The following is a 15,248-nucleotide window of genomic DNA, read 5'->3' on the forward strand; positions in this document are numbered from 1 at the left end:
ACCACCGTGAGGGAGAAGCGCAGTGACGACCCTGCCCCGCCAGCGAGGCCTGACCGAGCAGGCCGCCGACGCCGCGATCGACAGCGCCTGTCGGCTGCTGCGGCTGCCGACGATCCGCAACGAGTTCTCCGACATCGCCGAACGGGCGCTGAAGGACCAGATGAGCTATCGCGGGTTCCTCGCCGAGCTGCTGATGGCCGAGTGCGACGACCGGTCCCGGCGTCGCTCGGAGCGGCGGATCAAGGCGGCGGGTTTCCCTCGGGAGAAGTCGCTGCGGGCGTTCGACTTCGACGCCAACCCGAACATCGACGCGGCGACCGTTCACACCCTCGCGAACTGCGAATGGATCAAGAAGAGTCAGCCGCTCTGCCTGATCGGGGACTCCGGCACCGGCAAGTCCCACATGCTCATCGCCCTTGGCACCGAGGCCGCGATGAAGGGCTACCGGGTCCGCTACACGCTCGCCACGAAGCTGGTGAACGAGCTGGTCGAGGCCGCCGACGAGAAGCAGCTAAACAAGACCATCGCCCGCTACGGACGTGTCGATCTTCTCTGCATTGATGAGCTGGGCTACATGGAACTCGACCGCCGGGGCGCCGAACTCCTCTTCCAGGTCCTGACCGAGCGCGAGGAGAAGAACAGCGTCGCCATCGCCTCCAACGAGTCCTTCGGTGGCTGGACCAAGACGTTCACCGACCCCCGTCTCTGCGCGGCCATCGTCGACCGTCTCACCTTCAACGGCACCATCATTGAGACCGGCACCGATTCCTACCGGCTGGCCAGCACTCGGGCGCGTTCTGAGGAGCCTGCCAAGGCCGGATGACGTCTGGCCGCTTCCTTCTTCTGACGGCCAGCCGCCCGTCCGGGCGGCTGGCCGTCCCCCGTTCACGACAGCGCCGTCATTGCTCCTCGACATTCCAGAGCCGGCCGACCAACAACTGCCTCCGGAAGCCGTCGACAAACGCTGTAACTGGAGATCACCGAAGCCAGTCGCACCGGTCCACTAGCGACTGGGCCGGGTGCCGTCCTCTGAGGTGGGGCGGCACCCGGTCTTCGTCGGATCGGCGACCGGCGAGCGGGGCCGGTCCGACATGGTCAGCAGGGGGCGTAGACCGAGCTGATCTTGTCGTTGAAATTGCTCGGAAGGTTGATCGTCGGCCCGAAGGCGCCGTACGTGGCCAGCTGGGTTTTCCCGCCGGTGCCGTCGTAGACGCTCAGCGGGCTGCCCGCGCGGTTCCACAGCGAGCTGGTCCGGTTGTTGATGCTGGAGTCGAGGTCATAGATCCGGCCGCAGGACGGCACGACGTACAGGGTCCCGCCGCCGTTGCTGTTCTGGAACAGACACGCCTGGCCATGGTGGCAGTTGTCCCACCCCTGTGCCCCGAACGGCACAGGAATCGCGCGGAGCACCGGAGCGCTCGTGGCGGAAGGAGCGGTGGTCGTACTGTTCTGGGCGGAAGCGCTGCCTACTGCGGATGCCAGCAGCAGGGCGGCGCTCGCGGCGATGAAAGCGACTCTCTTCATGGGTGGATGTCTCCTTTTCGGTTCACTCGACGTCACGCGAAGACCGTTGCCACCGCACCGGCGTCTGCTCAGCCCGGTGCTGCCGCTGCGGCCTGCCCATCGCGGGCCCCGTAAGGCCCGGGGGAGTTGAGGAGGAGCGCGGGAACGCTTGGCACACAGTACGGATCGCGCATCGCGGACATCTGGTAGCGCGACTGGCTGGGAGTTGCCCAGTACGGCCGGCGAAGAAGAGCGGCCCACCAATGGCAGCCGTAATTCCTCTGCGCATAGTTCCCTCCTCTCTCACAGAAGGCGCAAAGTGCATTGCCGCCAGGGGGCCGAGAACCCTCCGGCGCCTATCGGCGCTGACCAGAATCGCCCTCGCCGATCGACACCTACTCTGGCATCACCTTCCTCCGGAATACTTGACTCCCCGTACACAGCGCTTGATGGTCCGTATCCTGCAATTCTTGGCGATTTCGAAACGCGTGGGCCAAAAGGTGATGCGATGCCGGGCTTGGGTCGCCACATAGGCATCACCAAGCTCATCAGTCAACCGTGCCTCACTGCATGACATGCGCATCACTCCTCCTCCGCGGCGCGCTAAATCGCGATCTTCTTTCGCAATCAACTCCAGGAGTTCGAGCGATACAACAAGGGCATTCGTGAGCACCCGCTAAAATGGTTTAGGCCACCTTCGGGAAAGTTTCGGCACACTTCTCTGTACGTGATGCCCTCCCGCTATCTTTGGCTGAGTCTCAAGGGGTGCAGCTGGACTGCCTACCTGAGAAGAGGAATCGAAGGTGCTGACCGAGACGGTCTTCCGCAGCGCGGACCTGGCGCCGGCGGAACGCTTCGAGTGCTGGCGAGAGCTCGTGGGCCAAACGCACGCCCCACTGGATGTCCGCAGTGATCACCGGGCGGACTTCCGGGTCTCCCAACGCGTATTGAAGATCGGGGAGGTGTCAGTATGGCCGACGACGTTCCAACCCGTGTGTTTCCGACGGACGCCGAAGCTGATCCAGCAATCCGACCCCGAAGGGCTCCACATCTCCCTACCGCTCAGCGGGCCGCTACGCGCTGTGCGGGGCAAGCATTCGACTGTGCACGGCCCGGACAGCTTGTGTGTCGTCGATACCTCGCAGCCAATCGACGTGTATGGAGGAGACGATGGCAATCCGCACACGGGCATCGGGGTGGAAGTCCCCAAAGCGCTGCTCTCGCTTCCCCGCGCTCAGGTCGACCAAGCCACGCGCCTGCAACTGTCAGCACACGAGGGATTCGGCTATCTGCTGGCGCAACTGCTGACCCAGTTGAAGAGCTCTCAGGCGTATCAGCCGATTGATGGGCACCGTCTTGAGGGCATCGTGGTCGACTTGGTCTCAGCGCTGATAGCCCAAGCTTCCGACGCCGGCCACACGCTCCCCGCAGAATCGCGTCAACGAGTGCTCGCGATGCACATACGCGCCTTCATCAAGCACCACCTGCACGACCCCCACCTCACCCTCGGCGCGATCGCCAGCGCGCATCACATCTCCCTCAGCTACCTCCACCGCCTCTTCTCCGAACAGGGCGAGACCATTACGGCATTGATACGCCGCCAGCGACTAGAGGGTGCCCGGCGCGATCTGGCTGACCCCGCGCAGTTGAACACCCCAGTCCACAGCATCGCCGCACGGTGGGGGTTCACTCACCACGCCGCCTTCACCCGTGCCTTCCGCGCCACCTACCACCTCGCCCCTCGCGACTACCGACACCAGGTGCATACGTCCTCGTAACAGACACCCTCGCCGTACGGTCGTGGCTGGGGCTGTGGCTGTTGTCGACTCCGCTCCCGGAAGGGGAGACGGAGGTCCTCATGGGTTCCAAGCGTTGCCCGAACGCTATGGCCCGTGGCGGACCGCCACGGGCCGCCCAGAAGGCCACACGTCTGCGGCGTGGGAAGGCCGGCGGCAGACCGCCGGCCTTCGACCCCGCCCGGCGGTTGCTACCGAGCCCGATCGTCATGTCCCGCTGGCCCGCTGACCTGGTCAAGGGCCCCTGGCCCCCAACCGGTCCCCAAAAACGACGAAGGCCGGTTTCGGATTTCTCCAAAACCGGCCCTGACCTGCGACTCTTACGAGTCGGGACGACAGGATTTGAACCTGCGACCCCTTGACCCCCAGTCAAGTGCGCTACCAAGCTGCGCCACGTCCCGATGCTCTGCGGCCCTGGGGTTTCCCCCGGCCGAGCGCGTACGAGAACGATACCGCACTTCATCGAGTGGTCGCGCACGCCTTCCCGGCCGTTGATCTCCGCGCCAGGCAGGGGATCGACGGCCCTGCGGTGGCACTCAGGCCGAGTTGAGTAACCGTACTCATGTGCGCCCGTCACGGCCCGGCGACGCTACGTGCATGACGACACCTTCCATCCAGCGCCCCACGACCACCGCGTTCTTCATCCAGGCCGCGCTCTCGTTCGTGCTGTCCCTGGGCGCCGTCGCCTACGGGATCTCCAAACTGTCGGTCGGCGCCTGGGAGCGTGGCTTCCTCGGGCTCGGCCTGGTCTTCGTGGTCACCTCCGCCTTCACCCTCGCCAAGTGCGTACGTGACCGGCAGGAGGTGGAGGAGGTGACCAACCGGGTGGACAAGGCCCGGATCGACAAGCTGCTGATGGAACAGGATGTGTTCAAGCCCGGCAGCGTATGAGCATGAGGAGGCATCCCGTACGGGAGGGTGTGGCCCAGCACACTCCGTGCGGGACGCGGACGTCGCGAGCCACCTCCGACACTGCGGCACTCGATGACGGCCGACAGGGCGCCGTTCCCCAGCTCGGGGAGCGGCGCCCCGTCGCGTCGGGCCGCGGGTCAGCCGCGCGCAGTGCGCGGCAGGGGGATGCGGGGGGCCGGGGCCGGCCGCGCGCCGCCCGAGACCGGTGCCGTACCGGCCCGGCTGGGGGGGGCCGCGACGCCCGGTGCGGGCGGGGCGCCGGCCCCGCGCGTGGCTCCCGACCGGCCCTGGGGTGGGTCACCTTCGGTCGCCGGGTCGTCGCCTAGGAGGTAGCGGGCACCGGTGCCGCGCTCGGCCGCGGCGTCCTCCGGGTTGTAGAGGCTGCACTTACGCAGCGAGAGGCAGCCGCAGCCGATGCAGCCGGCGAGGCGGAGCTTGAGCCGTTCCAAGTCGGCGATCTGCGCGTCGATGCGGTGGCTCCAGACGCGGGCCACCGAGTTCCACTGGGCGGCGTTGGGTGCCCGCTCCTCGGGCAGCCGCTGGAGCGCGGCGCCGGCCTCCTCCAGTGAGAGGCCGACCTGCTGGGCGGCGCGGATGAAGGCGACCCGGCGGAGCGTGGCGCGGGGGAAGCGGCGCTGGCCGCCGACGGTGCGTTCGGCGTGGATGAGGCCGAGTTCCTCGTAGTAGCGCAGGGCGGAGGTCGCCAGTCCGCTGCGGGCCGCGAGTTCGCCGATCGTCAGGCGGTCATGCTTCGACGTCATGGCCTGCGAGCGTAGTCGGCGCGGGGCGCGGGGGCCGGGCAGTCCACCGCGCCGGCCGGCAGTCGGCACGGGCCTGCCACCGGGGCGGGCGGCATCGACCACGATCATGCTGTACGCTCTTGACCTGCAACGACGGTGGCGGCGCGAGTGCGGAGCCGACGTTCGATGCATCGGGACGTGGCGCAGCTTGGTAGCGCACTTGACTGGGGGTCAAGGGGTCGCAGGTTCAAATCCTGTCGTCCCGACTCGTAAGAGTCGCAGGTCAGGGCCGGTTTTGGAGAAATCCGAAACCGGCCTTCGTCGTTTTTGGGGACCGGTTGGGGACCAGGGGCCCTTGAGCGCGGTCAGCGGGTCATGGCGATCAGGCCCGGCAGCTAGCCAGCGGGGCGAGCGGCGGTGCGCGGCCATCCGGAAGTTTCGCCACGTGCCCTTCTTCGACGTCATCATGATCAAGCATTCCCTAGACATATGGGGCGGGCATGGGCGTGCCGCGTCCTGCGGAACGTCCTCGACGTCAGAGCGGTCGTCGCTGGGGTGCGGCATGTGGGCGGGTGGCCGGGCGTACGGGTGCTCGGTGAGTGGTGACCGTTGGGTTGTTCCGGTGCCCGGTGCCCGGTGCCCGGTGGGTGTGAGGTGGCGGCGGTGCGCAGGGGTGCGGTCCCTTCGATTGTGGGGGTAAATCGGCTGTAAAAGCGGCGAGTGCGGGTGGTCGTGAAACGGAATGTGGAATCTGTCATTCACGTGGCGGTGGCCGTATCGGCGCCCGTTTGTCGTAGGCGACCACCGGCGGTCCTGCTGCGCCAATTCCTTCATTGCTTACGCTAATGAATTATGATCGTTGCAGGTCAGGGTGGGTTCGGGCTTCTTGTTGGTAAAACGCTTGGACCTATTTTGCGTACCTGAATTGAGATCTACGTGTGAGTGGAAAAGTGATTTCTCGTGCCTCATAGCCGCAAGACGAGAGGCTAGCGCTGGCCGGTTTGCTCGCCACCTGGACGTCGCCAGTGCGCTCGCCCAACTCAGCCTTGACTCGCTGACCGCACTCCAACTGCGCAACCGGCTCGCGGAAGCCCCCGGCCTCCGCCTGCCCGCCACCATCGGCTTCGACCAGCCGACCGGATCGGCACTCGTCGCCCACCTGCGCCGCGAACCGGCCACCAGCCACGGTGAGGTCACCGCCTCAACCGTCACATTGGCGGCGGAGGATACGCTCACCGGGCTGTACCGACAGGCGTGTGGGCTCGGGCTGTACGAGGAGGGTTGGCACATGGTGAACGCTGCCGCGCTGGTGCGGCCGGTGTTCGCGACGCTGGAGGAGGGCGCCGCCCAGCCGCTGGTTCCGCTGGCCACCGGGCCGGGCGTCCAGGTGCTCTACTTCCCGCCGACACTGGCGCCGTCGGGCCCGCACTGCTTCGCCGGGTTCGCCCCCGTCTTCGCGGGCGAGCGGGAGGTCACCGTGCTGCCCCACCCTGGCTTCGCGGTCAAGACACCCACGCTGTACGCGCACGCCACCTTCCCGCCCGACGGGAGCACCACGGTGCAGACCGAAGATGCCTGGCAGCCCCAGTGGCCCTTTCCGACCGAGGGCGCCGACGTGCCGGGCAACCGCTTCACCGTCATGGAGGACCACTCCGAGATCACCGCACGCGCCGTACGGGACTGGCCGGCGGCCCACCATGACGAGACCCGCTGACGCCCCGGGCAACGCGCACCCGCACCCGCACTCGCATCCGACCGAGCACGACCACGCAACAGAACGGACGACGACCATGACAGCTACCGACGGCAGCGACCTCTGGCTCCGCCGGTTCCACCCCGCGCCGGCCGCCCCGGCCCGGCTGGTGTGCTTCCCGCACGCAGGCGGATCGGCCAGCTTCTACTTCCCCGTCTCGGCCGCGCTGGCCAGCGACGCCGACGTGGTGGCCATCCAGTACCCCGGCCGCCAGGACCGGCGCCACGAGCCGAACGTGGAGGACCTGAACGCCCTGGCCGACCGCATCGCCCCCGTGGTGGCACCGCTGTTCGACCGGCCCGTGGTGTTCTTCGGACACAGCATGGGCGCCGTGCTCGCCTTCGAGGTGGCCCGCCGACTCCAGGGCGACGGGCACGTGCCTGCGAAGCTGTTCGCCTCCGGCCGGCGCGCCCCCTCCACTCGCCGCGCGGAGAATGTCCACCAGCGGGACGACGACGGGATCGTCGCCGAGATGAAGGCCATGAGCGGCACCGACGCCCAGGTGTTGGGCGACGAGGAACTGCTGCGCATGGTGCTGCCGGCGATCCGCAGTGACTACCGGGCCATCGAGACGTACGCCCCGGTGGAGACGACCGTCGACTGCCCGATCACCGCCCTGGTCGGCGACGCGGACCCGAAGACGACGATCCCCGAAGCGGAGGCGTGGGGCGGCCACACCACCGCCGAGTTCGCCACCGAGGTGTTCGGCGGCGGCCACTTCTACCTCAGCCCGCGCGCGGCCGAGGTGATCGCCCTGGTCCGCCAGGCGGTACAGGGTGCGGTGACCGTCGGCTGACCGTCGGCTAGGAAGAGCTGTTGGGCAGACAGGGGTTGGAGGGGCGCGCCGTCCAACCCCTGCTGTGTTGCTGGACCTGGTGCCCGGGGCCGGTGCCTTGTGGGGTGGTGCTCGGTGGGCGGGCGCGGGCCGGAGTGGCGCATTGCGTGGGGGGTCGGCGGTGAGTTCCCGCCAACTAGGTCTGGACGGAGCTGACTTGGTGGGGGTGGGGAGGGGAATGGGGCGAAGTTCAGCAGGCGAACGTGGATCGAGGGGGCGGAGTGAGGCGAAGTTCGTCAGGCGAACGTGGAACTGGGATGCGGAGTGGAGCGAAGTTCGCCAGGCGAACGTGAATCTGAGGGTGCGGAGTGGGTCGGGGTTCACCAGGCGAACGCGGAGGGTGTTGTGGCGCGGGGGTGCGGAATGGCGTGGGGAGTGGGACGGGGTTCGCCAGGCGAACGTGTCCCTACGACGCCTGCGGATGCGCTCGCAGGGACGTGATCTCGAAAGAGACGTGATCGCGAAGGGGCGACGGTGGGCGCGTGCGCGAGGCAGGCCGCAATGCGGTGCGGTGCCGCGACCGTGATCCATCCGCTGCGGCCCGGCTGGCCGGCCCCGCTTGCTGGAAGGCTGCCATTACGGAAAGTGAAGGCCGCCGATGTGCCCGGGCCCGCCGTGACCGGGTGCGCCGCCCGGAGCGCGACCGCCGCCCGCGTCGCGAGCCGGGACGGGGCCTCGGGTCGGTGCCGGTGCTGCTGGCGCCAGTGCCCGGGAGGGGAGGGGCCGAGGGGCGGGGCGCGCCGGGTAGGGGTCCGCGGCCCGGGCTGTGCTGGTTCGGGGGAGGGCGGCGGGTAAGGCATGATCGAGGGATGTCTGATCGCATCATCGCCGCCTGTGACGGGGCGGCCAAGGGGAACCCGGGCCCGGCCGGATGGGCGTGGGTCATCGCGGACGCGGCTGGTCGGCCGGAGCGCTGGGAGGCCGGCCCGCTGGGACGCGCCACCAACAACGTGGGTGAACTCACCGCCCTACAGCGGCTGTTGGAGGCGGTGCATCCCGGTACCGCCCTGGAAGTGCGGATGGACTCGCAGTACGCGATGAAGGCCGTGACCGAGTGGCTGCCGGGCTGGAAGCGGAAGGGCTGGAAGACGGCGTCGGGCAAGCCGGTCGCCAATCAGGAGCTGGTCCAGCAGATCGACGCGCTGCTCACCGGCCGGGACGTCGAGTTCCGGTACGTGCCGGCGCACCAGGTGGGCGGCGACCCGCTGAACGCCATCGCCGACCAGGCCGCGAGCGACGCGGCCGTCAGCCAGCAGGCCGCCGGCACCGCGCTCGGCGCGACGGAGCTGCCGGTGCCCGAGGCAGGCCGCAGCACCCAGGCCCGGGCGCGCTCGGGCTCCGGCGCGGGGAAGCGGCCGGCCCGCTCCGGGTCGGGCGGCAGCGCGCCCACGATCAAGGCGAAGTTCCGCGGCACCTGCCCGTGCGGCGCCTCGTACGACGTGGGTGAGTCGATCACCAAGCTCGGTACGCGCTGGGGCCACCCCGCCTGCCGGGCAGCCGGGGTGCAGACGGCGGAGGGCTGAGCCCGCGGCCTCGATGCGACGGCGCGGAGCCGGGGCGCGGCCGTCACGGGCCGCTCACGCCCGCCCGTACCGGGTTGGCCCGTACCGGACTCGGACCCGGGCCTGGACCACACCACACCCGCCCGTACCGCGTTGGCCCGTACCGGACCCGGACCGCACCGCGCCCGTACCGCGTCCGGCCGGAAGTCGTCCGTGGCTGACTTCCCCTCGTTGCTGGGGCGGGCCATCGCCGCTTCGATGGCCCCCTGCCGGCGGCGGTCCCGTCGTCGGCTACCGCGAGGGCAGGGGGTCGGAAGACCGTGCGTCACCCCAGAAGAGTCAGCCGCCGCGGCGGCCGAAGAGCACGACCGAGTGGCATACCGGGGGCGGCGGCGCTAGGGGGCGGCGCCGCACTCGTCGTATCGGTGCTTCCCGCGCGCGACGCAGCGGCGGCGGACCCGCCGGCGGCCAGCCCGGTGGACGTGGTCCCTGGTCAGCGGACGCAGACGCCCGCCCTGGTGCAGGGGCTGCGCGACGCGGCTCCGGCCGGCGGCAGCGCGGCCGATGCGGCCCGCGGCTATCTGGACGGGCAGCGGGACAGGTACTGGATCGCCGCGGCCCGGCGCGATCTGGTGCCGGTCTCCACCACGACATCGGGTGGACAGGAGGCGGTACGCCTGCAGCAGCGGTACCGGGGCGTGCCCGTCCTGGGCGGCCAGTACGTCGTCCGGATGCGGCAGAAGAACGGCGAGCGCACGGTCACCGGCACCTCGGGCAAGTACTTCACCGAACTGCGCACCACCACGACGCCCGAGGTCAGCGAGGCAATCGCGGTCGAGCGCGCGGTCGACGCCATCACCACCGAGCTCAGTGAACGAAAGTTCGCCGGGCAGGAGCCGCCCGCGGGTGCCCCGGAACCGGCGCCGCTCACCGGCACCGCCCGCGGCCTGGTGGTGCTGCCGTCCGGCGCCGGCGTGCTCACCCGGCACATCACCGTACGCGGCAGCGACCCGGCCACCGGGCTGCCGGTCCTGCGCGAGGTGTACGTGGACGCCCGCGCCGGCTACCCCGTCCTCCAGTACAGCGGCATCAAGACGCTCGACGCGCCCCGGACCGCCGACCGGCGGCGGACACCGAACACCCGGGCCCGAACGGACGCACAGGCCCGCGGGCCGCGCGCGGCCGAACGCGGCTTCGGCGTCAAACTGGACGGTCAGGGCGTCGCCCTGGAGGTGGAGTACGACGCATACCGCAAGGTGTACGCGCTCCGCGACCGCACCCGCATCCCCGACGACTACGGCTCCCTGGCCACCTGGGACGCCCGCGGCAAGGCCCCGAGCGAGGTGTCGGGCCAGTGGCCGCCGGAGCTTGAGGTGGTCGGCGCGCCGACCCCCGCATTCCCCTTCGAGGCCACCAACGCCGGTGCGGTGGACGCGCATTGGGCCGCAGCGAATGTCTACGACTACCTCCGCGACAAGCACGGCCGCAACAGCCTCGACGGCCACGGCATGACGATCGACTCGCTGGTGGGCGTCGCCAGCTACGACGGCAGCTACGTCAACGCCTTCTGGGACGGCCAGAAGATGGTCTACGGCATCGGCGACGCCGAGTTCCGGCCGCTCTCGGCCGGTCTCGACGTCGTCGGCCACGAGATGACGCACGGCGTCATCGAACACTCGGCCAACCTGGTGTACGCCGGCCAGTCCGGGGCCATGAACGAGGCCATCGCCGACTACTTCGGCAACGCCATCGAGGCGGACGCGTACGACATCCCGGTATCCGACCCCGATTCGGGGCTGCTCGGTGAGCGGCTGTGCCGGACCAAGGAACCCCGCGCGTGCGCGCTGCGCGACCTCAACGACGGGCGGACCACCAGCAAGTCCTTCCTCGGCGTCGGCTTCGGCACCGACAACGGCGGCGTCCACCTCAACTCGACCATCTTCGGCGGCGCCCTGTGGGACGTGCGCCAGGAACTGGGCGCCGAGCGCACCGACCGCATCGTCTACCGGGCGTTGACCCAGTACCTCACCCCGTTGGACGGCTTCACCGAGGGGCGGGCCGCGGTGCTCGCCGCGGCGAAGGAACTCGGCACGACGGCGGCCGAACAGCGGGCGGTGGAGCGCGCGTTCACCGGCCACGGCATCGTGCCCGGTTGGGAACTCGCCCTCGGCGTGGACTCCGACGTCATCCTGGACCGGGTCAACACGACCGACTCCAACCCTGGCGGGGGCGGCGGCTGGTGGGTGGCTTCCAAGTCCAACGAGGACGGCTCGGAACCGTACTCGGTGTGGGCCGGGCGCGGCGATGGAGCCGGCGAGCCCAAGCTGATCAGCCCCAACGACGGCCGCTATCACGTCAACCCGGCCACCGACGGCAAGACCGTGGTGTGGCAGGCGTTCGGCTCCGGCGGCGGCGTGGAGATCCTGGCCAGGCCGCGGGCCGGGGGGCCGGTCAAGAAGCTGTGGCGGGGCCGCGGCGCCAGCACCGCGATGGACGTCGACGGCGACGTCGTCACCTTCGGCCACGCCAACCACGGTGGACGCCAGGGTGTGACCTATCTGAGCCTGCGGGACCCCGCGAACATCGTCCGCATCGGCGGCGGCACCTACCACCAGTCGTACACCCCGTCGGTCAGCCGAGGGAAGGTGGCCTACCAGGACAAACGACGGGTGCGGGCCGCCGAGTACGAGTGGACCACGCACGTCGTCGACGTGGCCACGGGCCAGGACACCGTCATCCAGCGGGCGACGCCCGGGGCGCGCATCGGCCCGACGGACATCAACGGCAGCCACGTCTTCTGGCTCCTGGACGAGCGGACCCAGCAGGATCGGACGACGGTACGGCGCGCCGCGCTCGATGGTTCGGGCATCGTCGACCTCAGCCCGCAGACCGGCCCGGACGCGCTCAACGCGTACACCCTGACGGTCTCCGACGACAGTGTGACGGTCGGCAGCTATCTGCCCGACCCCGAGATTCGCAACGAGTCGATCCCCAAGCTCTACCAGTTCGCGGCCGGGGGTGCGCCGGACGACCCGGGCACCCGGCGCGGCCGGGTCTCCTGCAACCGCGGCGAGCAGGGGCCCGCGGCTGCGCTGACGGGTAGTCAGGTGGTCTGGCTCGACGCCACGACCGGCATCAGCAGCCTGGTCACCCGCTCCCGGCCGACGGGCCACTGCGGCTGATCACCCAGGCACGGGGGCGTTCGCACTGAGCAGGTGTGGGTCTGGGTGTGCGGTGCTGGGGGCTGGGGCCGGGGTGTGAGGGGGCCGGCCCCAGCCCTGGCCCCGGTCTCGGTCTCCGCTTCGGCCCTGGTCCCGGTCTCAGCCCGGACCTGGCTCCGGTTTTGGTCTCCACCCTGGCACCAGTCCTTGGCCCCAAGGCCAACCCGAGCCCCAATCCCAGAAAACGGCATGCCCCCAGAATGTGCCGACCGGCGGAAGGAGCCCGCTGTAAAGCGAGGGGCTCGCTGCAAAAGAGCCGTGCTTTCCGCGCCGCCGCACATTCGTACCGCCCGCACATGCGTACTGCCGTGCATGCGTACCGCCGTGCATTCGTGTCGTCCGGCAAGACGATCCGTCCGCGCCGTCGCGCGGAACGCATTCGGCCGCATATCTCGTGCGGGCCGGGGCGGCGGGTTAACCTACCCGTTCGGTCTCCGGTTCCCCCGGCCTCCGGGGCCGACGGGTGGGGCAGCGGGCCGGGCCGAGTGCGGGTGGTGCCCGTGCCCGGTTCGCCGTGGGGCGGTCGCCGGCTAGGGTCGGCAGCGTCCCGGCGACCGGCCGGGTTGCTCACCCGTACGGTACGAACGGTTCAGCCGGCGCGGCGACGCGGCGCACGTCAGCACGGCGGCGCCGCACGCACGCGGCGTCGCACCAGCGCAGTGGGGAGGCGGCATGGCACGGCGTACGGCGGTTCCCGGCCGCCGCGTCACGGCGTCGGGCGCGCTATCCGGTGGGCTGCGCCCGCTGGCCGCGGCCGTCGTCGCCGTACTCGTCGCCCTGATGGGCCTGCTGTCACCGGCCGGCCACCCCACGCTGCTGCGCACCGGGGCACACACCCAGGCCGCCGCGCCGTACGCGATCAACCCCGCCGCGCCGTACCCGAGCAGCCTCGCAACCTCGCCGTACGCGAGTAGCACCACAGCCCCGCCGTACGCGACCAACCCCACAGCCGCCCCGGGCGACCGGCAAGCCGCAGGACCGCAGCCCACCGCCGGCCAGCAGGCCGCACACCAGGCGCTGCGGCTGTTCGCGGACGAGGCCGCCGGGCCCGAGGCGGCCAACGGGCCGCACCTCCAGCCGTACGGCGCGCTGCCGCGGCTGACCGCCGACCGCTCCGCGACCGGGCACGCCGCCCCGCCACCCGGGGCCGCGGCCGTGCCCCCGCCGACGGTGTTCACGCCGTCGGTCGGCTGGCGCGCGCCGCCCACCGGGCGCGTCGACCTGGCCCGCGCCGTGCACGCCACGCCGTACGCCGGCCGGGCGCCCCCGCATTCCTCCGGTAGCTGACCCCTCACCCCGCACCACTCCCTTTCCCGCGCCGCCGTGTGCGGCTGCGGCACGCCTGCCGGAGGCATGCTGTGACGCGCTCCATGCGGGTGCGAGCCCTGTTCGCGCTCGTCCTCGTCGCCCTATCGCTCTACATCGCCGTGACCGTGCCCGCCCGCCTCGGCCTCGACCTGCGGGGCGGCACCCAGATCGTGCTCGAAACCCGGGACTCGGCCACCGCGACGGCCGACTCCAAAGCCGCCGACCGCACCCTGGAGGTGCTCCGCCGCCGGGTCGACGCGCTCGGCGTCACCGAACCGACCCTGACCCGTTCCGGCGAGAACCGGATCATCGTCGAACTGCCCGGAGTACAGGACCCGCGCGAGGCCGCCGACGTACTCGGCCGCACCGCACAACTCGCCTTCCACCCCGTACTCGCCCAGGCCCCACCGGGCACCACCACCGACGAGGGCACCCAGAAAACCGAGGACACCAAGGACACCCAAAAAACCGAGGACACCAAGGAAGCCAAGAACAGCAAGAACGCCGAAGACGCCAAGGAAAGCAGCGGGGCCGGCGCGGACGGGCAAGGCCGGGTGCTGTCCGACGAGGACGGCGACGCGCTGCGGCTCGGGCCGTCCACGCTCGGCGGCGGCGACGTCGGTGAGGCCGAGGCGCGCATGGACCCCCAGGCCGGACTCGGCTGGTTCGTCAGCATCGACTTCCGCAAGGGCGGCAAGGGGTGGGCCGCGTTGACCGGCCAGGCCGCGTGCGCCGCCCCCGGCGATCCGGCCCGCCGGGTGGCCATCGTCCTCGACGACGAGATCATCTCGTCCCCGCAGGTCGACCCCGGTGTGCAGTGCGAACGGGGCATCACCGGCGGCTCCACCCAGATCACCGGGGACTTCGACCGCGACGAGGCCCGCGAACTCGCGCTGTTGATCAACGGCGGCGCGCTGCCGGTGCCGGTGGAGACCGTCGAACAGCGGACCGTCGGCCCCACGCTGGGCGCCGAGGCCATCCGGGCCAGCGCCCAGGCGGCCATCATCGGCACCGCGCTGACGGGCCTGTTCATCATCGCCGTCTACCGTCTCCTCGGCGCCCTGGCCGTCCTCGCGCTCGCCTGCTACGGGCTGCTTTCCTACGCCGCCCTGGTGGGCCTCGGAGCCACCCTGACGCTGCCGGGACTCGCGGGATTCGTCTTGGCCATCGGAATGGCGGTCGATGCGAATGTCCTCGTCTTCGAGCGGGCGCGCGAGGAATACGCGGTACGGGAACGGAAAACGCCACGCTCGGCCTTGGCCGCCGGATTCCGGCAGGCATTCAGCGCCATTGCCGATTCCAACATCACCACGTTGATCGCGGCCGGGCTGCTGTTCCTGCTCGCCTCCGGGCCGGTCCGCGGATTCGGCGTCACGCTGGGCATCGGCGTGCTGGCCTCCATGATCAGTGCCCTGGTGATCACCAGGGCGCTCGCCGACTTCGCGGTGGGCCGGCGCGCGGTGCGCAAGCGGCCGGGCCTCACCGGGATCGCCGACAGCGGGGCGGTCCGCACCCGGCTGCTGCGCCGCAACCCGTACCTGCTGCGCCGCCCCCGGCGCTGGCTCGCCGGCTCCGCCGTCGCCCTGGTCCTGGCCACGGCGGGCATCGGGGTGCGGGGGCTGGACTTCGGGGTGGAGTTCACCGGCGGCCGGTTGGTGGAGTACTCGACCGCGGCCCC

General features: G+C 70.5%; 11 protein-coding genes and 2 tRNA genes. 10 read left to right on the forward strand and 3 right to left on the reverse strand.

The features are described from left to right. Nucleotides 1–22 precede the first annotated feature (22 nt). A complete protein-coding gene (istB, locus tag AAHZ94_RS13025; protein WP_349993008.1) occupies nt 23–823 on the forward strand; it encodes an IS21-like element helper ATPase IstB in 801 nt (266 codons plus the stop codon). A gap of 272 nt (nt 824–1,095) precedes the next feature. On the opposite strand, the gene AAHZ94_RS13030 is transcribed toward istB, so the two are convergent. Further along, nucleotides 1,096–1,524: a peptidase inhibitor family I36 protein gene (locus AAHZ94_RS13030; protein WP_349993009.1), complete on the reverse strand. Its 429-nt coding sequence runs from the start codon at nt 1,522–1,524 to the stop codon at nt 1,096–1,098. A 782-nt stretch (nt 1,525–2,306) separates the two neighbouring features. Between AAHZ94_RS13030 and AAHZ94_RS13035 the strand changes: the two genes are divergently transcribed. Next, the gene (locus AAHZ94_RS13035) at nt 2,307–3,281 is read left to right on the forward strand and encodes an AraC family transcriptional regulator (protein WP_349993010.1); all 975 of its coding nucleotides are present in this window, start codon (nt 2,307–2,309) and stop codon (nt 3,279–3,281) included. Nucleotides 3,282–3,626: 345 nt separating this feature from the next. Here the strand turns inward: AAHZ94_RS13035 and AAHZ94_RS13040 are convergent. Beyond that, a tRNA-Pro gene (locus AAHZ94_RS13040) sits at nt 3,627–3,700 on the reverse strand. A 196-nt stretch (nt 3,701–3,896) separates the two neighbouring features. Here AAHZ94_RS13040 and AAHZ94_RS13045 point away from each other — a divergent pair. Further along, nucleotides 3,897–4,190, forward strand: a complete 294-nt coding sequence (locus AAHZ94_RS13045) for a YiaA/YiaB family inner membrane protein (protein ID WP_349993011.1) — start codon at nt 3,897–3,899, stop codon at nt 4,188–4,190. A 158-nt stretch (nt 4,191–4,348) separates the two neighbouring features. Here the strand turns inward: AAHZ94_RS13045 and soxR are convergent, their stop codons facing one another. Next, a complete protein-coding gene (gene soxR / locus AAHZ94_RS13050) occupies nt 4,349–4,972 on the reverse strand; it encodes a redox-sensitive transcriptional activator SoxR (RefSeq protein ID WP_349993012.1) in 624 nt (207 codons plus the stop codon). Between the two features lie 171 nt (nt 4,973–5,143). On the opposite strand from soxR, the gene AAHZ94_RS13055 reads away from it, so the two are divergent. The 7 genes from AAHZ94_RS13055 to secD form a co-directional block, all read left to right on the forward strand. Then, nucleotides 5,144–5,217 (forward strand) — tRNA-Pro (locus AAHZ94_RS13055). Nucleotides 5,218–5,876: 659 nt separating this feature from the next. Continuing rightward, on the forward strand, nt 5,877–6,665 hold the full coding sequence (locus AAHZ94_RS13060) for a phosphopantetheine-binding protein (protein WP_349993013.1): 789 nt from the start codon (nt 5,877–5,879) through the stop codon (nt 6,663–6,665). 76 nt (nt 6,666–6,741) lie between these two features. Next, on the forward strand, nt 6,742–7,500 hold the full coding sequence (locus AAHZ94_RS13065) for a thioesterase II family protein (protein ID WP_349993014.1): 759 nt from the start codon (nt 6,742–6,744) through the stop codon (nt 7,498–7,500). A gap of 848 nt (nt 7,501–8,348) precedes the next feature. Further along, the gene (locus tag AAHZ94_RS13070) at nt 8,349–9,062 is read left to right on the forward strand and encodes a ribonuclease H family protein (RefSeq protein ID WP_349993015.1); all 714 of its coding nucleotides are present in this window, start codon (nt 8,349–8,351) and stop codon (nt 9,060–9,062) included. Between the two features lie 404 nt (nt 9,063–9,466). Beyond that, nucleotides 9,467–12,223 (forward strand): M4 family metallopeptidase, encoded by a 2,757-nt coding sequence (locus AAHZ94_RS13075; protein ID WP_349993016.1) that lies wholly within the window; start codon nt 9,467–9,469, stop codon nt 12,221–12,223. A 711-nt stretch (nt 12,224–12,934) separates the two neighbouring features. Then, a complete protein-coding gene (locus AAHZ94_RS13080; RefSeq protein WP_349993017.1) occupies nt 12,935–13,549 on the forward strand; it encodes a hypothetical protein in 615 nt (204 codons plus the stop codon). Between the two features lie 83 nt (nt 13,550–13,632). Next, nucleotides 13,633–15,248: protein translocase subunit SecD (gene secD, locus AAHZ94_RS13085; RefSeq protein ID WP_349993018.1), on the forward strand; the 1,616-nt coding region annotated here is incomplete at its 3' end.

Origin of the sequence: Streptomyces sp. HSW2009 (assembly GCF_040240285.1) — a bacterium.
Classification (GTDB): domain Bacteria; phylum Actinomycetota; class Actinomycetes; order Streptomycetales; family Streptomycetaceae; genus Streptomyces.